Consider the following 20,045-nt stretch of genomic DNA (forward strand, 5'->3'; position numbering starts at 1 on the left):
CCCGCACGAAGCCCCCCACCCGGGCGGTACCGACCAGCGGGCCCCAGCCCCGGGCCGAGACGAGCGACCACCAGGGCGGAGGACTCCTCGACGGAGGCGACCGGTTACCGGAGGCGACCGATCTGGTCCAAGCCCAAGGCCACCGAGCGGTGGGCGCGCGGGGACCGCGCGGGGACCCGGTGGACGGGTCCGAGTGCGCACCTGGTCAACCGGGCCATGCGGGAGCTCGGCGGGATCGACGTCCTCGTGGAGCCCGCCGCCGCCCGGCCCCCGCTGACCGGGGCGCACCCGGTCGCCGCCCCTCTGGGGCCAGGCGACCGGGAGGGCGTCCGCCGTCCGGGTCAGCGGGAGCGGCTCCGGGAGGACCCACCGCTCCGCGAGGTGCGGCGGTCGCTCTCCCTGCGCAGGGCCTCGACCAGCTCGTCCTTGTCCATGTTGGAGCGCCCGGGGATGTCGAGCTGCCGGGCCCGCTTGTAGAGGTGGCCCTTGGAGGCCTCGGCGTCCACTCCCCCGGCGGTGGGGCGGTCGGCACCGGAGCGCCGTCCGGCCCTCGGGTTCTTCGCCTGCTCGTCCGAGGGTCCGCTCCCGTTCCCCTCCTTGGCCTCCCAGTGGTCGCCGACCTTCTCGAACTTGCGCTTGACGGCGGCGAAGGCGACCCGGTGGGCCCGCTCACCCTCCCCGTACTCGTCGACCGCGTTGTCGTGCGCCTCGATCCAGGTGCGCTGCGCCTTCTTCGGCGACCTGCGCAGGGTGTCGGGCAGTTCGTCCACACCGGGCATCGTTCTCATCTCCCGCCGAGGTCAGGTGTCCTTCGGGCTGGTGAACCGTTCACTGTTCCCGTAACCGGCGGGGGCGGGCGCGAAACTCCGTCGGTTCGGCGGGATGGCCGGGGCCGCGCCCACGACCTCCTGGGTGCGGCGCCCCTCCGCCCGGCTCGACGAGACAGACAGGGAGGAGGAGCGCTGGCGGGCGGGCGGCTCAGGACGGGAGGCTGGCGCCGGCGAACAGCACCAGCAGGGGCAGGGCCATGTTGTTGACCGAGTGGACGGCCACGGCGGGCCAGACCGAGCCGCTGCGGCGCATGACCTCGGCGGCGATCACGCCCACCACGAAGGCGGCGGGCAGGATGAGGTTGACGCCATGGAAGACGGCGAAGATCGCCGAGCTTCCGAGGACTCCGATCCACGGGCCGTAGCGCAGCAGGGCGTTCGTGACGACCCCGCGGAACAGGAACTCCTCACCGATCGGGGTGAGCACGGCCAGGAACAGGAAGGTGAGGACGAGGCCGATCACGCCACTGCCCGCCGTGTCGTAGTACACGCCCTGCGGGTTGCTCTCGTAGCCGGTCAGGCTGGTGATGGCCATGATCACGGCCCCCTTCACCAGGAGCGCGATCACCCCCCACCCGGCGCCGAGGAGCATCCAGCGCCAGGTGGTGCGCCGGACGCCGAAGGCCGCGAGGGAACGAAGGCGCACCGCGTAGGCCACGCCGAATCCCAGGAGGCCGCCGACACCGGACCACGCGGAGACGAGGAGTCCGTAGACCAGCGGGTCAAGGTCGAGCGGCCCGACCGGGCCGAGGAACACCAGGGCGACGACGCTGATCACCATGCCGAGCAGGCCGAGCACGGCCTCGGGCCAACCCGGGCGGGTCGGGGCGGCGTCATGGAGGCGGATGCTGCGCTCCGTGGACAACGTGGGCTCCTCGGTGTGGAGGTGGGTTCAGGTGGGTGGGGCCGTCGGCCGGACGGGGGCGGAGTCGGTACCCCCCTGGCCGTCCGGCCCGCGCTGGTCCGTCAACGACGCGGTTCCCAGCGGAAGACCCGGGTGGCGAGGGCGACGGCCACGACGACCCATGCCAGAGTGGGCGCCAGGAGGAACAGGGACTCGGAGACGGCGACGCCGCCGTTCCAGGCGTTGACCACCAGTTCGGCGGCGGAACCGCCAGGGAGCAGGCGCTTGACCAGGGTGAGCTCCTCGGTGCCGGTGAACCCCACCCAGCCGGAGATGGCGAGCACGCCGATCATGACGGGCAGCGTGGTCACCTGCGCGTGCTCGGGTGAGGTGGTGACCCCGGCCGTGGCCAGGGCGAGGCCGAGCATCATGACCACCGTGGTCAGGACCGCCGACACCAGCAGAAGCGGCTGGGCGGGCGCGGTGGCGACCACGGACAGCACGGTGAGGACCACGCAGACCTGCACGAGGGTCACGGCGGTGACCGGCAGCAGCAACCCGGTGAGGATACGGACGTCGTCCGCGGCCGTCGAGCGCAGCCGCTTGAGGAAGAGGTTCTGGCGGCGCGAGGCCAGCGTGGTCACGGCGGTCGTGTAGAGGGCCATCACCACCACGAGGAACATGAGCACCGAGGCGACGGCCCCGAGGTCCAGCAGGTCGGGCGCGGTGTCGTGCAGGTACATGTAGAAGCCGCTGCCGGCGAGCGGCACCACGAGCATGGTGACCAGGACGAGCCGGTTCCGGAGGATCTGGATCAGCTCACTCTGAGCGATGGCGAGCATGGTGTGTGTTCCTTTGCGTGGAAGGTCGTGCGGGGTCCGGGTGCGGGCGGCCTACTCGGCGGCGATGGCGCGGAAGACGTCGTCGAGCCGGGTTGGCCCGGCCTGGATGTCGCCCAGGTCCACCGCGTGGTCCCGTGCCCAGTCCAGGAGGACGTGCAGGTCCTTCTGGAGACTGGTGGTCTCGACGAGGAGCGCACCGTCGCTCTGGCGCGTGGCGGGCAGCGGCGGCTCCGGGGCTGAGGGCGCCAGGGTGAAGCGCACCGTGGCGGGCAGGGCGCGGGTGAGTTCGGAGACGGTCCCCTCCCGGTGGAACACCCCCTGGTGCATGAGCCCGATCCGGTCGGCGCGCTGCTGCGCCTCCTCCAGGTAGTGCGTGGTCAGGACGATGGTCGACCCGTCCTCGCGGAGCCGGTCCACGGCGTCCCACAGGTCGTCCCGGGACTGGATGTCCAGCCCGGTGGTGGGCTCGTCCAGGAAGACCAGTTCCGGGGTGCCGTAGACGGCGGTGGCGAAGTCCAGGCGCCGCTTCTCGCCGCCGGAGAGCTGGGACACCCTCGTTCCGGCCTTGTCCGTGAGGCCGACGACGCCCAGCAGCCGCTCCACCCGGTCGGTGCGTCCGGAGAGGCTTCCGATGAGCCGGACCGACTCCCGCACGGTCAGGTCCGGGGAGAACCCGCTCTCCTGGAGCATGATGCCGGTGCGGGGGCGTACGGCCCGTCGGTCGCGCGGGTCCTGGCCGAACACCCGCACGGTGCCCGAAGTGGCGGCGCGGTGGCCCTCGACCGTCTCCAGGGTGGAGGTCTTGCCCGCGCCGTTCGTGCCGAGGAGGGCGTAGAACTCGCCCCGTCCCACCTGGAAGGACAGGTCACGGACGGCGTGGAAGTCGCCGTACCGGACGTTCAGGTGCTCGACGTCGATGACTGGTGTCGCGGCTGTTGAGGTCATGCCTCCATTCCAGCCGTGCGCCCGGTTTCCCGGCAGTGTGGCCGCGTCACGTCCTGGCCGTGACATTCGTGGGGTCCGGACATGACGTGGTGTCACTGGTGGGGTGAAGGAGCCGGAAGAATACTGGGACGGTCCACGCAGTCGTTCCCCGGAAGGGTCCGCATGGAGTCAGAACCCACCGAGGTCACGCAGGGGCAGTTGCGCGTGGTCAACCTGAACATCGTGTTCGGGTCGATCTCGGCGGTCGGAGCTCTGCTGATCTCGACCAACGCCCAGAGCCCCGGCCAGGTGCTGGTGCTGTGCCTGGGGCTCACGGCGGCCCTGATGTCCGTACGGAGTTGGTCCGGGCAGGCCTTCAGGATCGTGGCGCCACCCTGCCTGGTCGTCAATGCCGTCGTGCTGATCGTCGGGGTCCTGTGGCTGGACAGCGCGTCGGCCGCGTTCGGTTTCTCGGTGGTGGCCACCGTCGTCGTGTTCCGGTTGCCGAGCCGGTATCGGCGCCCGGTCGCCCTGGGACTGCTGGCCCTGGTGGTCGGCGTCATCGCGCTGAAGGTGGTGACGGCCCCCGGAGGCACGGGCGACCTCCTGTTGGAGTACGCCGTGGGCTCGGCCAGTGTCGGCCTGGTCGGGGTGGTCTTCGCCTCCCTCAACCACCTGGTGGCGAGGCTGGTCACGGAACTGGAGAGGGCTCGCGAACGCGACGCCGAGCTGGCCGTGGCCCGGGAGCGCGTGCGCTTCGCCGGTGACCTGCACGACATCCAGGGGCACACCCTGCACGTGGTGAAGCTGAAGGTCGCGCTGGCCCGGAAGCTGGTGCACGCCGACACCGACCAGGTGGTGCGGGAGCTGGACGAGGTCTACTCCCTGGTGGGCGAGACCATCGCCGAGACCAAGGAGCTGGCCCACGCGCAGCGGCGGCTCAACCTGTCGGCCGAGCTGGAGAACGCCAAGAACCTCTTCGAGGCGGCCGGGATCGAGGTGCGCGTGGAGCGCCGGGGCGAGGGCGAACCGGGGACCAGGGCGGCGGAGACGCTCGGCCAGGTCCTGCGGGAGACGACCACCAACATCCTGCGTCACGCGGAGGCGCGGCAGGTACGGATCACGCTCACCGGGTCCGGCATCAGCATCGTGAACGACGGGGTGCGCGGGGAGGCGACTCCCGAGCTCGGAGGGCTGGCGGCCCTGCGCGACCGGGTGGAGCGGGACGGGGGCACACTGACAGTGGAGCAGCGGGACGGGCGGTTCACGACCGCCGCCGCGTTCTCCGGGCGGAGGGACGACCGATGATCAACGTGGTACTCGCCGACGACGAGGCCCTGCTGCGCAAGGCGTTGGCCGCGCTCCTGCCCCTGGAGGGCGAGATCACGGTGCTCGCCGAGGCCCATGACGGGGAGTCCGCGGTGGCGGCGACCCTGGAGCACCGCCCCGACGTGCTCGTCATCGACCTGGAGATGCCCGGGGTGGACGGGCTCGGGGCCGTGGCGCGCATCCGCCGGGAGCTGCCGGAGCAGGTGATCCTGATGCTGACCCGGCACGCCCGCCCGGGCGTGCTGCGCCGGGCGCTCAAGCTGGGGGTGCAGGGGTTCGTGAGCAAATCGGCCGAACCCGCCCACATCACGTCGGTGATCGGCACCCTGCACGAGGGCAAACGGTGGGTGGACCCGGACGTGTCCGCGCTCGCCGTGATCGACGACTGCCCGCTCACCGAACGGGAGATCGACGTGCTGCGGGCCACCAGCGACGGTTACTCGGCCGCCGACATCGCCGCCCGGCTGCACCTGGCGGAGGGTACGGTGCGCAACTACCTCTCGAACGCGATGGGCAAGACGCAGACGCGGACCCGGCACGAGGCGGCGAGGTACGCGCGCGAGCACGACTGGCTCTGACCACCGGGTGGCGTCGGTGGCGTCGGACCCCCTGGGAGCCGTCCGGTAGGTTCCCGGGGCGAACCCCCGAACGACCCGAACGGCCCCATGCACCCCTCCCCATGAGCGGGCAGCACCCGAACTCGCTCCTGTTCCTGGACGAGGACCTGAGGATCTCCACGCAGTTCGAGCTCCCGGTCGACGAACTCTGAGGACCCGCCATGGCCTGGGCCCTGTTCGACCTCGACGACACCCTGATCGACCACGACTCGTTCGCGCGGTTCACCTGGCGCCTGCTCGCACGCTCGCCGCTGCGCGTGGCGGGTGCGGTGGCGCTGTCTCCAGTGATCGCCGGGGCCCTGGCCCGTCGGTCCTGGCGGGTGCACGCGGGTTCGCTCCTGCTGTGGGTGGGCACCGTGGGTGTGGACGACGCCGGTCTGGACCGGCTCGTCCGGGACCACGTGCGGGACCTGGACGTGCGGGGGCGACTGCGACCGGACGGCGCCGCCCGCTCTGGCTGAGCACCTCGATGCCGGACGTCGCGGTGGTGACCGCGTGCGCGGACCGGCTCGCCTTGGCGCTGTGCCGGGAGATCGATCCCCGTGTCCGCGTGGTCTCCTCCACGCTCCGGCGGCGTTGGGGCGGCCTGGTCGCGGAGCGCCACTGCCACGGTTGGAGCAAGGTGAGGATGGTCGCCGAGGCCGGGGTGCGGGGCGAGATCTGGGCCGCCTACGGGGACAGCCCCTCCGACGCGGCGATGCTGGACCTCGCGCGGGTGGCGTACCTGGTCAACCTGAGCGGCGAGGCCGCCGAGCGGTTACGGGAGCGGCTCACCGGGCCGGAGCGCGTGAGTGGTGAGGTGGCCCGTGAGGGAGCCGCGCACACGAAACCGGCCCGACCGGTGAGGGTCGGGCCGGTGGCGGGGGCGGTGTCCGAGGGGTGGGTCCCCGGAGGCTCCGGGAGCCCGGGACCACCCCTCGGACGCGCCCGGGGTCGAACTAGACCAGGTCGAACCGGTCGGCGTTCATGACCTTGTTCCACGCGGCGACGAAGTCCTGGACGAACTTCTCCTTGGCGTCGTCCGAGGCGTACACCTCGGCCACGGCGCGCAGCTCGGAGTTGGAGCCGAACACCAGGTCCACGCGGCTGCCGGTCCACTTGACCGCACCGGAGGCGTCCTTGGCGACGAAGGTCTCCGAGGTGGCGGAGTCGTCACCGGTCGCGAACCAGTTGGTGTTGAGGTCGAGCAGGTTGACGAAGAAGTCGTTCGTCAGCGCGCCCGGGTGGTCCGTGAAGACACCCAGGTCCGAGTTGTCGAAGTTGGTGCCGAGCACGCGCAGGCCACCCACCAGGACGGTGGTCTCCGGAGCGCTGAGACCGATCAGGTTGGCGCGGTCCAGCAGCAGGTACTCGGCCGGAAGGCGGTTGCCCTTGCCGTAGTAGTTGCGGAAACCGTCGGCGACCGGCTCCAGGTAGGAGAAGGACTCAGCGTCGGTGTGCTCGTCGGTGGCGTCCACACGGCCCGGGGTGAACGGGACGGTGACGTCCTGACCAGCGGCCTTGGCGGCCCGCTCGACACCCACACCACCGGCGAGGACGATCACGTCGGCGACGGAGACCTTCTTGGTGGAGGAGGCGTTGAACTCGTCGACGATGCCCTGGAGCTCGGCGAGCACGCGGCGCAGCTCGGCCGGGTTGTTGACCTCCCAGTCGATCTGCGGTTCGAGGCGGATGCGGGCACCGTTGGCGCCGCCGCGCTTGTCGCTGTCGCGGTAGGTCGAGGCGGAGGCCCACGCGGTGGACACCAGGTCGGCGACGGACAGGCCGGACTCGGCGATCCTCGCCTTCAGGGCGGCGATCTCGGCGTCACCGATGACCTCGCCCTCCTGGACGGGCAGCGGGTCCTGCCAGACCAGGTCCTCGGCGGGAACCTCGGAGCCGAGGTAGCGGGCCTTGGGGCCCATGTCGCGGTGGGTCAGCTTGAACCAGGCGCGGGCGAAGACGTCCTTGAAGGCCTCGTGGTCCTCGTAGAAGCGACGCGAGATCTGCTCGTAGACCGGGTCGACGCGCAGCGACAGGTCGGTGGTGAGCATGGTCGGCTTGTGCTTCTTGCCGGGGATGTGGGCGTCGGGGATGATCTCCTCGGCGTCCTTGGCAATCCACTGGTTGGCGCCGGCCGGGCTCTGGGTGAGCTCGTACTCGAACTCGAAGAGGTTCTTGAAGAAGCCTTCGCTCCACTGCGCGGGGGTGGTGGTCCAGGTGACCTCCAGGCCCGAGGTGATGGAGTCGGCGCCCTTGCCGGTGCCGTGGTTGTTCTTCCAGCCCAGACCCTGCATCTCCAGGCCGGCGCGCTCGGGCTCGGCCTCCAGGTTGCTGTCCGGGGCGGCGCCGTGCGTCTTGCCGAAGGTGTGGCCACCGGCGATGAGGGCGACGGTCTCCTCGTCGTTCATCCCCATGCGGCCGAAGGTCTCACGGATGTCGCGGGCGGCGGCCAGCGGGTCCGGGTTGCCGTTGGGGCCCTCGGGGTTGACGTAGATGAGGCCCATCTGCACTGCGGCGAGGGGCTTCTCCAGGTCGCGGTCGCCGGAGTAGCGCTGGTCGTCGAGCCAGGTGGTCTCGGGGCCCCAGTAGACGTCGGCCTCCGGCTCCCACACGTCCTCGCGGCCACCGGCGAAGCCGAAGGTCTTGAAGCCCATGGACTCCAGGGCGACGTTGCCGGTGAGGATGAAGAGGTCGGCCCAGGAGATGTTCTGGCCGTACTTCTTCTTCACGGGCCAGAGCAGACGGCGGGCCTTGTCGAGGTTGCCGTTGTCGGGCCAGCTGTTGAGGGGGGCGAAGCGCTGCTGACCGGCGCTGCCGCCGCCGCGGCCGTCGTGCGAACGGTAGGTGCCGGCGCTGTGCCAGGCCATGCGGATCATGAGCGGGCCGTAGTGACCGAAGTCGGCGGGCCACCAGTCCTGCGAGTCCGTGAGCAGTGCCGCGATGTCGCCCTTCACGGCGTCGAGGTCGAGGGCCTCGAAGGCCTTCGCGTAGTCGAAGCCCTCACCGAGCGGGTTCGACACCGGGGTGTTCTTGGCGAGGATCCTCAGGTTGAGCTGGTTGGGCCACCACTCACGGTTGCCGTCACCCTGGGTGGGATGCGTCAGCCCGTCACCGTGCGCGACGGGGCATCCACCGGTCTGCGGCGGGGTGGGGGCAACGACCTCGTTGTTTTCAGACATCGACTTCCTTACGGGAAGAGGTGGAATGTGGTTCAGGAGCTCCGTGCGCCGTAGCACTCGGCGCACTGGCCCCAGTAGACGACCTCGGCCTCGTCGATCGAGAAGCCGTGGTCAGCGGACGCGGTCAGGCACGGCGCGTGGCCGACCGCACAGTCCACGTCCGCGATGGCGCCGCAGGACCTGCACACGACGTGGTGGTGGTTGTCCCCCACCCGCGTCTCGTAGCGGGCCACGGAGCCCTGTGGCTGGATACGTCTCACCAGGCCAGCGCCGGTCAGTGCCTTGAGCACGTCGTAGACGGCCTGGACGGACACCGCGCCGAGTTCCGCACGCACGTGGTCGATGATCGACTCCGTGTCCGCGTGTGGGTGCTCGTGCACGACGGAGAGGACAGCTAACCGCGGGCTCGTCACCCTCAGAGCGGACTCGCGCAGCATTCGCTCGAAATCCGGAGAGGTGGGCATGGTCCGGAGTCTGCCGCCTTTTCTGGAATTAGTCAAATGATGGATTCACTCAGCTGTAGCTGGCTGCGGGCAGCGAGGAGGCCCCTCTCCGGCGGAGAGGGGCCTCCTCGGGGCGGTGCGAAGGTCAGAGCGCGAGTCGGCCCCGTGCACTGATGGCGGCGCGGACCCGCTCGGCCCTGGCTGCGTACTCGACGGGATCGACGACCAGGACGCCGTTCTCCGTCATGAGGGCGTGGTACTGCTGCTCCTCGTACGGGACGCCGGGCGGCAGGGCGGCGATGTGCCAGTGGAGGTGGCGGTTGCCCTGCTGGCTGCCGAGGGAGAGCAGGTAGGTGCGCTCGGACTCGAACACGTCCTCGACGGCGAGCGTCACCTCCCGCACCACCAGCATGGTGCGGGTGTAGGCGGCCTCGTCGAGGTCGCGCACGACGTGTTCCACGTGCGCCTTCGGGGCCACCAGGGTGTGGCCGGGCAGCGTGGGGTGGCGGCCGAAGAAGGCGATGTGGTCGTCGTCCTCGAAGAGCACCTCGTGTTCGAAGCCCGGCGCGCCGGACACGATGGAGCAGACGAAGCAGGGGCCGTTCCGGGTGCGCTCGGTGTAGGCCTCGATGTCCATGGGACGACGCTCCACGCGAACCTTCCTTCCGCTGGGGGCTGGGGGGCACAGGCTAGGCGACGACGTGCTCCCTCGCCAGATCCGCTGGTCCGGCGCCACCGCGGGCTGGTCCCGCGCACAGGCGCGCCCCGCCCGGAGGTCCGGACGGGGCGCGGCGGTGCGGTCTCGACGTCGCCTGGAGGGCGGGCGCGAGCGCGGAACGATCCAGAAGAACGCCTAGTCGGTACCGGCCTCCATGGCCGCGTAGTCGAGCAGGTCGTCCTCGGAGCCCTGACCGCGGGAGGCGATGGTCTCGGCGCCGCCCTCGGGCATCGCGCCGATCAGACCGGTGGAGGCCGCCTGCGCGGCACCGATCGAGGTCGGGTGCGAGCTGTCGCCGACCATGCCCAGGGCCGCGTACTCCTCCAGCTTGGCGCGGGAGTCGGCGATGTCCAGGTTGCGCATGGTCAGCTGGCCGATGCGGTCGCTGGGACCGAACGCGGAGTCCTCGGTGCGCTCCATGGACAGCTTGTCCGGGTGGTAGCTGAACGCCGCGCCGGTGGTGTCCATGATCGAGTAGTCGTCGCCGCGACGCAGACGCAGGGTGACCTCGCCGGTGACGGCGGTGCCCACCCAGCGCTGGAGGGCCTCACGCTGCATGAGGGCCTGGGGCTCCAGCCAGCGGCCCTCGTACATGAGGCGGCCGAGGCGACGGCCCTCGTTGTGGTAGGTGGCGAGGGTGTCCTCGTTGTGGATGGCGTTGACCAGGCGCTCGTAGGCGGCGAACAGCAGCGCCATGCCCGGGGCCTCGTAGATGCCCCGGCTCTTGGCCTCGATCACGCGGTTCTCGATCTGGTCGGACATCCCCATGCCGTGGCGGCCGCCGATGGCGTTGGCCTCCAGGACCAGCTCGACGGAGTTGGCGAAGGTCCGGCCGTTGATGGTGACGGGGCGGCCCTTCTCGAAGCCGATCGTCACGTCCTCGGTGGGGACCTCGACCTCGGGGTCCCAGAATCGGACGCCCATGATGGGGTCCACGATCTCGATGCCGGTGTCGAGGTGCTCCAGGGCCTTGGCCTCGTGGGTGGCGCCCCAGATGTTGGCGTCGGTGGAGTAGGCCTTCTCGGTGCTGTCGCGGTAGGGCAGGTCCCGCTCCTGCAACCACTCGGACATCTCCTTGCGGCCGCCGAGCTCGGTGACGAAGTCGGCGTCGAGCCACGGCTTGTAGATCCGCAGGGAGGGGTTGGCGAGCAGACCGTAGCGGTAGAACCGCTCGATGTCGTTGCCCTTGTAGGTCGAGCCGTCGCCCCAGATCTGGACGCCGTCCTCGAGCATGGCGCGGACCAGGAGGGTGCCGGTGACGGCGCGGCCGATGGGGGTGGTGTTGAAGTAGACGCGACCGGCGGAGCGGATGTGGAAGGCACCGCAGGCGAGGGCGGCGAGCCCCTCCTCCACGAGGGCCTCGCGGCAGTCGACCAGGCGCCCGATCTCCGCGCCGTAGTCAGTGGCACGACCCGGCACCGAGGCGATGTCGGGTTCGTCGTACTGGCCGATGTCGGCGGTGTAGGCGCAGGGGACAGCGCCCTTCTCGCGCATCCACGCGACCGCTACGGACGTGTCGAGGCCTCCGGAGAAGGCGATTCCGACACGTTCACCGACAGGCAGGGAAGTGAGCACCTTGGACATGCAAAAAGTATGCGCCTAAACGCATGAACATGCAAACTGGTGCCCTGACCACGCCCGCGATCAGGTCGGGTTCCCGCCGGTTCACGCGACGGTTCACGGGTACACCCCCATCCAGCCAGTGTCCGCCAACCCCCTGGAGGCACAGTGTTCGCCACCGTCGCAGCGGTGCTGTTCGGCATCGCCGTCCTCTTCGAGATCCTCGGGCTCAACATCGAGGGGATCGTGACGACCAACACCCTCGCCCTGACCGGACTGCTCCTGCTCGCCCTCCACCTCGCCGGGTTCGGAGGCGGCTCCCCCCGCCGACGCCGGTGAGCCACGGGGCCGAACCGGACGGAGGACTCCGCCCGGGTGGCACGGAGGACTCCGCCCGGGTGGCACGGAGGTCTCCTTCCGGATGAAACGGAGGGCTCCGACCGGGTGACGGGACGCGGCGCGCGGGGTACCTTCCTCGGACGGGCTCCCCGCCCGCCCCCTGACCCCTGCCTCAGGAGCCGCATGATCGTCATCGGTGTGTCCTCCGGGACCTCGGCGGACGGGATCGACGTCGCCGCCACCCGCCTCGAACTGGAGGACGGTGGCTCACTGGTCCGACTCCTCCCCTTGGGATTCGGCACCACCCCCTACTCCGATTCCCTCCGTGAGGCGGTCCGGGGCGCACTGCCGCCCGCCGCCACCACGATGGAGGCCGTCTGCCAGCTGGACACCCGGATCGGCCAAGAGTTCGCGGCGGCGGCACGGCAGGGGATCGAGGAGTTCGCGGACGGACGCGCCGATCTCGTCGCCTCGCACGGCCAGACGCTCTTCCACTGGGCGGACGGCAACTCCGTGCTCGGCACCCTCCAACTGGGCCAACCCGCCTGGATCGCCGAGGCCACCGGGCTGCCCGTGGTGTCGGACCTGCGGGTGGCGGACGTCGCCGCCGGAGGCCAGGGCGCGCCGCTGGCAAGCACCCTCGACCTGCTGCTGCTCGGGGGCCGCACGGAGCCGACCGCCGCGCTCAACCTCGGCGGCATCGCCAACGTGACGGTGGTGCGCGACGGACTGCCGCCCCGGGCGTTCGACACCGGGCCCGCCAACGCGCTGGTCGACGCCGCGATGCGCCTCGTCACGAACGGGCGGGCCGACCTCGACGCGGACGGCGCCCTGGCCCGGACCGGCCACCCCGACCCCGACCTGCTGGAACGCCTGCTGGCCGAGCCCTACTACCGGTTGCCCGCGCCCAAGACCACCGGGCTGGAGCTGTTCGGGCCCGGCTACCTGGAGGCGGCACTCAGGTACGTCGGCCGCCCCTCGGAGGGGAGCCAACTCACCGACGGCGACCTGATCGCCACCCTGGTGGAGCTCACCGCCGTCACGGTCGCCGACGCCCTGGAACCGTTCGGGGTGACCGAGGTGCTCGCCTCCGGCGGCGGCACCCGCAACCCCGTGCTGATGGAGCGGCTGGCCGCGCACCTGTCCCCCGCGCGACTGGACTCCACAAAACGGATCGGCCTGGACGGCGACGCCAAGGAGGCGTACCTGTTCGCGCTGATCGGGTTCCTGAGCTGGCACGGGCTGGCCGGGTCGGTCCCGGACTGCACGGGCGCCCACCGGGCCCCGGTGGCCGGGCGGATCACCCCGGGCTTGCGCCCGTTGCGCCTGCCCGAGCCCGCGGCCACCGCCCCGCGCCGCCTGTACGTGGAGGCGCCGGGCGGCTGAGCCCCGCGCGCGCCCGAAGTCCCGATGGAGACCCCCGGAGGACGCAGTGCAGACCATCGATCTCGTCGTCATCGCGGTGTACCTGTTGGCCTCGGCCTGGCTGGGGCTGCGGCTGTCCGGGCGCCAGCGCGACGTCAGGGACTACTTCATCGGCAACCGGCAGCTGCCCTGGTGGGCGGTGTGCCTGTCGGTGGTGGCCACCGAGACCAGCGCCCTGACCGTGATCAGCGTCCCGGGGGTGGCCTACCTCGGCAACGTCACGTTCCTCCAGGTGGCGGTCGGCTACCTGATCGGGCGGGTGGTCGTCGCCTTCCTCCTGCTCCCCCGCTACTACCGGGGCGAGATGACCACCGCCTACGCCTACCTGGGGCTCCGGTTCGGGCGGGGCATGCAGGGCACCGCCGCGGTCACGTTCCTGTTCACCCGGCTCCTCGCCGACGGGGTGCGGCTGTTCGCGGCGGCCATCCCCATGAAGATCATCCTGGACTCCCTCGGACTGGACACCTCGTACTTCGTGATCGTGGCGGTCCTGGGCGTGGTGACGATCCTCTACACCCTGGTGGGCGGGATCACGGCCGTGGTCTGGGTCGACGTGCTCCAGATGGGCGTGTACGTGGTGGGCGGCGTGGTCTCCCTCGTCGTCATCGCCACCAGCCTGGACGTGAACTTCCTCGCGGTGGCGGCCGACGCCGGGAAGACCCAGTTCCTGGACTTCACCTCGAACCCTGTCTCGGCGCCCTACGCCACGATCACGGCCCTGGTGGGCGGGGCCCTGCTGTCCACGGCCTCCCACGGCGCCGACCAGATCATCGTGCAGCGACTGCTGGGCTGCCGGAGCCTGCGGGACGCGCAGAAGGCGGTGATCGTCAGCGGGGTGGTGGTCTTCGTCCAGTTCGCGCTGTTCCTCACCGTGGGACTGGCCCTGTACTCGTACTTCGAGGCCGCGTCGGTGGCGGGGCTCGGGCTCAACTCCTCCGACGAGCTCTTCCCGGTGTTCATCGTCGAGGGGCTGCCGGCCGGGTTGGCCGGGCTGCTGCTGGCCGGGATCATGGCGGCGGCGATGAGCACGCTGTCCTCGTCGCTGTCGGCGCTGTCCTCCTCGACCATGGCCGACCTGTACCAGCAGTTCTCCCGACGCACGCTGCCCGACGCCCAGGCACTGCGGCTGAGCCGGCTGTTCACCCTGGGCTGGGGGCTGGTGTTCGTCGGGGTGGCGGCGTTCTTCACCGGCACCGACAACCCGGTCGTCGAACTGGGGCTCTCCGTGGCCAGCCTGACCTACGGCGGGCTGCTGGGCGCGTTCTTCCTGGGGCTGTGGGTGCGCCGGGCCCGCCAGAGGGACGCAATCCTCGCCTTCGCCGTGGCGGTGGCGACCATGTCCTGGCTGTTCCTCTTCCAACCCGGGTTGATCGGGTTCACCTGGTACACGGCGATCGGCACGGGCATCGTGTTGGCGCTCGGCTACCTGCTGTCGCGCCGCCACCCGGACGACTCCCCCTCGGCGGACGCCGGTACGCCGGACGCCCCCGGAGAGGCCGTCGACACCCCCCGGTGACCAGGCCGACCGGCCTAGAGTAGGACCATGCAGACGGAGAACGGTCCGGTCGGACGCAAGCGTGCGTCGTTCATCGAGCGGGCGCGACGCGAACAGGTCGTGGAGGCGGCCACCGAGACCGTCGCGCGGTTCGGTTACGCCCACACCTCCCTGGCGCGGATCGCCGAGCAGGCGGGGATCAGCAAGAGCGTGATCTCGTACCACTTCGAGGGCAAGGACGAACTCATGGTCCTGGTCGCGGAGCGGTTCATCGAGGCGGCGACGGAGCGCCTCACCGCCGAGGTTGGAGCGCAGACCACCGCGTCGGGCCAGGTCAGCGCGTGGATCAGCAGCCAGGTCGAGTACTACGCCGCGCACCGGACCGGGTTCCTCGCCATGAGCGACATCATCGTGAACCACCGCTCGCCGGACGGCACCAGCCCCTTCGGCGGCCCCCTCGAAGAGGAGGTCGAGGAGCTGGCGGGGATCCTCCGGCGGGGACAGCGCGAGGGCGCGTTCCGGGAGTTCGACCCCCGGAGCACCGCCAACATCATCCTGCGCAGTACCGACGGGCTGATCAGCTCGTGGGTCATGGACGAGAGCGTGGACCTCACGAGTGGGCTGGCGAGCCTGCTCGACTTCGTCCACCACGCCATACGCGGGGACGACCGGTGACCCCGGGGTCCGCGGTCCGGTGACCGAGGACCCCGAAGACGCCTGACCCGGTCACGGCTACTCGAACTCGGTGCCGCCCCCGCGGGTGAGGTAGGCGTCGGAGACGAACTTGGCTATCGCCCGGCCGCCCAGGACCCGCGAGTAGCGGTCCCTCGAGGGCCGCACGACCACGCCCTCACGCAGGTGGAGGTCGGACCCGCTCCAGGTCTCCGCTCCGTCTGCGGCGGCGAACAGCGCGGACTCGTCGTAGGGGCCCTCGTACAGCACCGGCGCCGAGGGCAGGTCCACCTCGGCAAGCAGGGCGGGCAGGTCTGCGGCGTCGATCCACCGACGGACGCCGTCCACGTCCAGCCGGACGTCGAACACCGCGTAGCCGGGCCGCTCACCGCGACCGGTCTCGCCGTAGGCGAGGTCCTGCACACCCGCGCCGAACACCTCTCCGAACACGCCCACCCGGGTGGCTCCGAAGCGCTCCGCGAGGGCGCGGGCGGCCTTGCCCACCTCGTGCGTGATCACGGCCCTCCAGTAGAGGTTGGCCTCCGAGCGCACCAGCGCCAGGCTCCTCGCCCCCTGGCCCTTGGAGGAGACGAACTCCTCCCCGGATTCGGCGACCAGGGTGTAGAGGCAGGCCGATCCGTGGATCTTCTCTGTGGCGACGACGGGCTCCCCCGGTTCGAACACGTCCGGGTGGCGCTTGATGTTCTCGACCTCGATCCACCGCAGCAGGTCGGGGGCGGGCTCCATGTCGCCGCTCATGTGCAGCGGGACCTCCGGCACCCACTTGGTGATGCCGAGCTCGGCCGCGAAGTCGGTCCCCGCCTCGTGCTCGGCGGGCAGGTCGCGGTCGGCGAGCAGGGAGGGGCGGCAGACGATGCCCTGGGAGATCTCGCCCCGCAGACGGATCGGCCGCACCCGGTTCCTCCCGGCCCCCGCGAGCCTGCCGGTCAGCCCCAGCTCGGCGACGAGTTCCTCGGGCAGGAGCGCGTTCTCCGGGACGTAGACCGCCCAGTCGCCGGTGCGGTAGGCACCCTTGGCGACGACCGCGTGGAACAGCCCCACCCGAGCCAGCTCCAGTGCGTCGGCGTCGGGGTGCGGGAGGATCGTGAGCCGCTCGGCGGTGACCCGGAGGGTGGACATGTCGCTCCCTGTACGTGGGGGTGCGGGCGTGAGTGCCCGATGTCCGAGCCAGTGTGTCCGAGGCCCCTGGAAGCCACAACGCCTTTTCACGGGGGCCTTCCGCGTTCGACCGGTCAGCTGGCGGCGAAGGCCTCCAGCTCCACGAGGAGTTCGGGGCGGCCCAGGCGGGTGACCTCGGCGCAGACCCCGGGCGGTCGGACGTCGAAGACACCGAGGCGCTGCGCCATCATCTCTCCCGCCTCGGCGAAGAAGGCCTCGATGTCGGTGACGTAGGTGTTCATACGGACCACGTCGGCCAGGCTCATCCCCGCCCCGCGCAGCACCGTCGCGACGTTGTCGAGGGCCGTCGCCGTCTGGGCGGACATGTCACCGGGGTGCAACGACTCCCCCGTAGCGGAGACGGAGCACTGTCCGCTGACGAAGAGCAGGCGCCGGTGTCCCTCGATGAGGACCCCCTGGTCCATGCCCTCCGGGTAGGTCCAGGGATTGACCGAGGCGCATGGCGGGGCCCTTTCCGTGGGGTTGGTGACGGGCGCAACGCTAGGACCCCAACCGGAGTTGAGGTCAACCGCCACTCCGAGGCCCGACCCCAGGGCGGGTCGCGGGAGGTGGTCAGGGGAAGCGCCGGGCTCCCGGGCCCTCCAGGCCCAGGACGTCCTCCGGGTTGGAGTAGGGGCAGGCCACCAGGGACAGGCATCCGCAGCCGATGCAGTTGGAGAACCGGTCCCGCAGAGCGGTCAGCTCCTCGATCCGCCGGGTCAGGTCGTCGTGCCACTGACGGGAGATCCGCGCCCAGTCGCGCTTGGTCGGCAGACCGTCCTCCGGAAGCTGGTCGATGGCCTCCTTGATCCGTTCCAGGGACAGGCCGAGGCGCTGGGCCGTGCGGATGAACGCGATGGTGCGGAGGGTGTCCCTGCGGTACTCGCGCCGGTTGCCCGCGGTCCGGCGACTGCTGATCAGGCCGAGGCTCTCGTAGTAGTGCAGGGCGGACACCGCCACCCCCGCCCTGCTGGCCACCTGACCGGGCTTCAACCAGGTGACCTTGGGGTCCAGCTTCGGCATCGGGCTCCTCCACCAGGCCGGTTGACATCAAGTCAACTTGATGAAGTGGACTCTACGCGACCGACTCGGGCGAGGAAATCGGAGCGTGCACATGTCCGCGATCACGGTGTGGGGCGACATCAGGTGCCCCTGGTGCTGGATGGGGCGGCGACGGCTGGCCGCCGCGCTGGAACGGGTGGAACGTGAGGTGACAGTGGTGCACCGGAGTTTCCTGCTGGAGCCGGAGGGGCCTCAGTCCCGGGACCGAACGGTGCGCGCGGCGGCGCTGAACTCGTGGGGCATGAGTGCCGAGCGGTGGGAGGCCACCCGGCTCCGGGTGGCCGACGCGGGCCGCGCCGACGGGCTGGCCATCGACATGGACGGGGTTCTGAGCATCGACTCCCGGCCCGCCCACCGGCTGGTCAAGCTCGCGGTCGCTCGGGGGATCACCCCGGACCGCGTGTGGGACCGCGCCTTCTCGGGGCACCTGGAACGCCGCGAGGACCTGGCGGACCCCGCGACGCTGCGCGGGATCGGGACCGAGCTCGGGCTCGACGGCTCGGAGGTGGACTCACTGCTGGGCTCCGACCGGTACGCGGACGAGGTCGAGGACGACCACAGGGCCGCCGTGGCACTGGGGGTCGGCGCGGTCCCGGCCTTCCTGTACGAGGGGCGTTTGCTGAGCGGGGCCCGAAGCGTCGACGAACTGGTGGACCTCCTGAACGGCGCGGAGGCCGTGCGATGAGCGCCGCGATGCGGGCGGCCGCCATCGACTCCTTCGGGCCCGCCGAGAACCTGACCGTGCGGGAGGTTCCACGGCCCGTGGCGGGCCCGGGTGAGGTGGTGGTCCGGGTGAGGGTCGCGGGTGTCCAGCTGACGGACGCCGCGATCCGGGGCGGCTGGACCCCACCGGGCGCGAGCATCGACTTCCCGCAGGTCCTCGGCAACGAGTTCGCCGGGACCGTGAGCGCCGTCGGCCCCGGCGCACGGGGGTTCTCCGTGGGTGACGGGGTGGCCGGGTTCCGGGTGCTCGGCTGCTACGCCGAGTACGTGAACGTGCCCGCCGATCAGGTCGCGCACGTGCCGCCGGGGGTGTCGTGGCTGACCGCCGGGACCCTGTCCGCGTCGGGACAGACCGCGCACACCGCCCTGGAGCGGCTGGACGTGCGCGGGGGCCAGACCCTGCTGGTGCACGGCGCGGCGGGCGGAGTGGGCACGGTGGCGGTGCAGTTGGCCGTGGCTCGCGGAGCCCGGGTGGTGGGCACGGCGAGCGCGGCCAACCACGAGTACGTGCGTTCCCTGGGCGCGGTGCCCGTGGAGTACGGCACGGGACAGCTCGGGCGCGTCCGCGCGGCCGCGCCCCGGGGGGTGGACGCGGCCCTCGACGCGGCCGGGCACGACAACCTGCTGACCTCGGTGGAACTGGTCGGGGACCGGAGCCGGATCGGCACGATCGTCGACGCCGGTCTGGCCGGGGAACTGGGCTGCCGGTGGATCACCAGTGACCGGTCTGCGGCTCGGCTGCGCGAGCTGCTCGACCTGTGCGCGAGCGGGGAACTGACTGTGACGGTCCGGCGGGCCCTGCCGCTGGACGAGGCGTGGCGCGCCCACCTGGACGTGGAGACCGGCCACGGTCGGGGCAAGGTCGCTCTACTCGTCGGGAGCGGGGGCGGAACCCCGTGACCTCCGGACCAGACCGGGTGCCCTCGGCTCGTGCCCCCGCCGCACCCGACCGGCTCTGGGCCCCCGGTTCCCGGCTCCTGGTGGTCGGGGTGTTCGGGCTGATGACCTTCGTCGCCTTCGAGGTCTTCGCCGTCACCACCGCCCTGCCCGTGGTCGCCCGTGACCTGGGCGCCGAGCGGTGGTACTCGCTGGCCTTCGCGGCGACGATGACCACCGGGCTCGTGGGCATGACCCTCGGAGGTACGTGGGCGGACCGGAGCGGACCACTGCGGCCGCTGGTGTTCGGCGGCGCCGCGTTCCTCCTCGGGCTCGCGCTGTGCGTGGCCGCGCCCACGATGGGGGTCTTCGTGGTCGGACGACTGCTCCAGGGAATCGGCGGCGGGATCGACTCCGTGGTCCTGTACGTGGTCATCGCGCGGTCCGTGCGCGAGGACCTGCGGCCGCGCATGTTCGGATCGCTGACCCTGGCGTGGTTGCTGCCGTCGGTCGTGGGGCCGCTGGTGTCCGGGCTCCTGGTGCAGGCGGTGCACTGGCGGGTGGTGTTCGCACTGGTCCTGGTCGGGTCAGCGGTGTCGCTGGTGATGCTGGTGGGGGTGGCGCGCCGGGCCGGGAAAGGGCACGGCGGTGGTTCGCCGTTCGACCCGCACCTGGTCTGGGCGGGGGTCGCGGCGGCCGCACTGCTGGGACTGCACCTGTCGGGCCAGCAGGCCGTGCCCGCCCTGGTGGCGGGGACGGTGGCCAGTACCGCCGTTCTGGCGGCGGCGGCCGTGCGGCTCCTGCCACCGGGCACCCTGCGCGCCCGGGCCGGGATCCCTCGGCTGGTGCTGCTCCGTGCCCTGATGGGTGGGGCGGTGTCGGCCACCGACATCTATCTGCCGCCCTACCTCCAGTACGAACTCGGCTACGCGCCCGCCGTCTCCGGTCTCGTGGTGGCGGTGGGGGCGCTGGGTTGGGCGCTCATCGCACGGCCTCCGCGCCGTTC

The 20,045-nt window shown here is 71.3% G+C and carries 22 protein-coding genes; 11 read left to right on the forward strand and 11 right to left on the reverse strand.

All coding sequences use genetic code 11. From position 1 onward, the window contains the following. Positions 1-341: 341 nt before the first annotated feature. From ADX84_RS21900 to ADX84_RS21915, 4 genes are all read right to left on the reverse strand, one after another. The gene (locus tag ADX84_RS21900; RefSeq protein ID WP_049578591.1) at positions 342-779 is read right to left on the reverse strand and encodes a ChaB family protein; all 438 of its coding nucleotides are present in this window, start codon (positions 777-779) and stop codon (positions 342-344) included. 199 nt (positions 780-978) lie between these two features. Next, the gene (locus ADX84_RS21905; protein ID WP_049578593.1) at positions 979-1,695 is read right to left on the reverse strand and encodes a CPBP family intramembrane glutamic endopeptidase; all 717 of its coding nucleotides are present in this window, start codon (positions 1,693-1,695) and stop codon (positions 979-981) included. A gap of 101 nt (positions 1,696-1,796) precedes the next feature. Then, positions 1,797-2,516, reverse strand: a complete 720-nt coding sequence (locus tag ADX84_RS21910; protein ID WP_049578596.1) for an ABC transporter permease — start codon at positions 2,514-2,516, stop codon at positions 1,797-1,799. 51 nt (positions 2,517-2,567) lie between these two features. Next, positions 2,568-3,461, reverse strand: a complete 894-nt coding sequence (locus tag ADX84_RS21915) for an ABC transporter ATP-binding protein (protein WP_049578598.1) — start codon at positions 3,459-3,461, stop codon at positions 2,568-2,570. A 162-nt stretch (positions 3,462-3,623) separates the two neighbouring features. On the opposite strand from ADX84_RS21915, the gene ADX84_RS21920 reads away from it, so the two are divergent. The 4 genes from ADX84_RS21920 (at position 3,624) to ADX84_RS26810 (ending at position 6,356) form a co-directional block, all read left to right on the forward strand. Next, positions 3,624-4,748 (forward strand): sensor histidine kinase, encoded by a 1,125-nt coding sequence (locus tag ADX84_RS21920; RefSeq protein WP_049578600.1) that lies wholly within the window; start codon positions 3,624-3,626, stop codon positions 4,746-4,748. Next, the gene (locus ADX84_RS21925; RefSeq protein ID WP_049578602.1) at positions 4,745-5,347 is read left to right on the forward strand and encodes a DNA-binding response regulator; all 603 of its coding nucleotides are present in this window, start codon (positions 4,745-4,747) and stop codon (positions 5,345-5,347) included. The genes ADX84_RS21920 and ADX84_RS21925 overlap by 4 nt, the downstream gene beginning before the upstream one ends. A 200-nt stretch (positions 5,348-5,547) precedes the next feature. Beyond that, a complete protein-coding gene (locus ADX84_RS26805) occupies positions 5,548-5,847 on the forward strand; it encodes a hypothetical protein (protein ID WP_234004141.1) in 300 nt (99 codons plus the stop codon). An 8-nt stretch (positions 5,848-5,855) separates the two neighbouring features. Continuing rightward, complete coding sequence (locus ADX84_RS26810; RefSeq protein ID WP_234004143.1) at positions 5,856-6,356, forward strand: haloacid dehalogenase-like hydrolase; 501 nt, start codon at positions 5,856-5,858, stop codon at positions 6,354-6,356. Here ADX84_RS26810 and katG read toward each other — a convergent pair. From katG to argG, 4 genes are all read right to left on the reverse strand, one after another. Then, entirely contained in the window at positions 6,325-8,547 is a 2,223-nt protein-coding gene (gene katG, locus ADX84_RS21935; RefSeq protein ID WP_049578604.1) for a catalase/peroxidase HPI, read from the reverse strand. The two genes, ADX84_RS26810 and katG, sit on opposite strands and share 32 nt — an antisense overlap. A gap of 32 nt (positions 8,548-8,579) precedes the next feature. Next, positions 8,580-9,011 carry a Fur family transcriptional regulator gene (locus ADX84_RS21940; RefSeq protein WP_049578606.1) on the reverse strand — a complete coding sequence of 144 codons (432 nt, stop codon included), beginning with the start codon at positions 9,009-9,011 and terminating at the stop codon, positions 8,580-8,582. Between the two features lie 124 nt (positions 9,012-9,135). Then, positions 9,136-9,642: an HIT family protein gene (locus tag ADX84_RS21945; protein WP_234004144.1), complete on the reverse strand. Its 507-nt coding sequence runs from the start codon at positions 9,640-9,642 to the stop codon at positions 9,136-9,138. Positions 9,643-9,843: 201 nt separating this feature from the next. Continuing rightward, a complete protein-coding gene (gene argG / locus ADX84_RS21950) occupies positions 9,844-11,292 on the reverse strand; it encodes an argininosuccinate synthase (protein ID WP_049578610.1) in 1,449 nt (482 codons plus the stop codon). A 144-nt stretch (positions 11,293-11,436) separates the two neighbouring features. Between argG and ADX84_RS26440 the strand changes: the two genes are divergently transcribed. The 4 genes from ADX84_RS26440 to ADX84_RS21965 all read left to right on the forward strand — a co-directional run bounded on the left by ADX84_RS26440 (position 11,437) and on the right by ADX84_RS21965 (position 15,202). Then, on the forward strand, positions 11,437-11,607 hold the full coding sequence (locus ADX84_RS26440) for a hypothetical protein (protein ID WP_199776666.1): 171 nt from the start codon (positions 11,437-11,439) through the stop codon (positions 11,605-11,607). Between the two features lie 183 nt (positions 11,608-11,790). Next, positions 11,791-12,993 (forward strand): anhydro-N-acetylmuramic acid kinase, encoded by a 1,203-nt coding sequence (locus ADX84_RS21955; RefSeq protein WP_049578612.1) that lies wholly within the window; start codon positions 11,791-11,793, stop codon positions 12,991-12,993. A gap of 46 nt (positions 12,994-13,039) precedes the next feature. Beyond that, entirely contained in the window at positions 13,040-14,548 is a 1,509-nt protein-coding gene (locus tag ADX84_RS21960) for a sodium:solute symporter (protein WP_049578615.1), read from the forward strand. A gap of 27 nt (positions 14,549-14,575) precedes the next feature. Further along, positions 14,576-15,202 carry a TetR/AcrR family transcriptional regulator gene (locus tag ADX84_RS21965; RefSeq protein WP_049578617.1) on the forward strand — a complete coding sequence of 209 codons (627 nt, stop codon included), beginning with the start codon at positions 14,576-14,578 and terminating at the stop codon, positions 15,200-15,202. Positions 15,203-15,259: 57 nt separating this feature from the next. On the opposite strand, the gene ADX84_RS21970 is transcribed toward ADX84_RS21965, so the two are convergent. The 3 genes from ADX84_RS21970 to soxR all read right to left on the reverse strand — a co-directional run bounded on the left by ADX84_RS21970 (position 15,260) and on the right by soxR (position 17,401). Further along, on the reverse strand, positions 15,260-16,339 hold the full coding sequence (locus tag ADX84_RS21970; protein ID WP_049578619.1) for an RNA ligase (ATP): 1,080 nt from the start codon (positions 16,337-16,339) through the stop codon (positions 15,260-15,262). A 113-nt stretch (positions 16,340-16,452) separates the two neighbouring features. Continuing rightward, positions 16,453-16,803, reverse strand: a complete 351-nt coding sequence (locus ADX84_RS21975) for a RidA family protein (RefSeq protein WP_049578620.1) — start codon at positions 16,801-16,803, stop codon at positions 16,453-16,455. Positions 16,804-16,951: 148 nt separating this feature from the next. Next, positions 16,952-17,401 carry a redox-sensitive transcriptional activator SoxR gene (soxR, locus tag ADX84_RS21980; protein ID WP_049578622.1) on the reverse strand — a complete coding sequence of 150 codons (450 nt, stop codon included), beginning with the start codon at positions 17,399-17,401 and terminating at the stop codon, positions 16,952-16,954. Positions 17,402-17,492: 91 nt separating this feature from the next. Here soxR and ADX84_RS21985 point away from each other — a divergent pair, with 91 nt between their 5' ends. The 3 genes from ADX84_RS21985 to ADX84_RS21995 form a co-directional block, all read left to right on the forward strand. Next, on the forward strand, positions 17,493-18,125 hold the full coding sequence (locus ADX84_RS21985) for a DsbA family protein (protein ID WP_049578625.1): 633 nt from the start codon (positions 17,493-17,495) through the stop codon (positions 18,123-18,125). Beyond that, positions 18,122-19,063, forward strand: a complete 942-nt coding sequence (locus ADX84_RS21990) for an NADP-dependent oxidoreductase (protein WP_234004146.1) — start codon at positions 18,122-18,124, stop codon at positions 19,061-19,063. Before ADX84_RS21985 ends, ADX84_RS21990 begins: the two co-directional genes overlap by 4 nt. Further along, a partial coding sequence (locus tag ADX84_RS21995) for an MFS transporter (RefSeq protein WP_049578627.1) occupies positions 19,060-20,045 on the forward strand: 986 nt, incomplete at its 3' end. The genes ADX84_RS21990 and ADX84_RS21995, both read left to right, overlap by 4 nt.

The sequence above is a fragment of the Nocardiopsis sp. SBT366 genome (assembly GCF_001083815.1).
Classification (GTDB): domain Bacteria; phylum Actinomycetota; class Actinomycetes; order Streptosporangiales; family Streptosporangiaceae; genus Nocardiopsis; species Nocardiopsis prasina.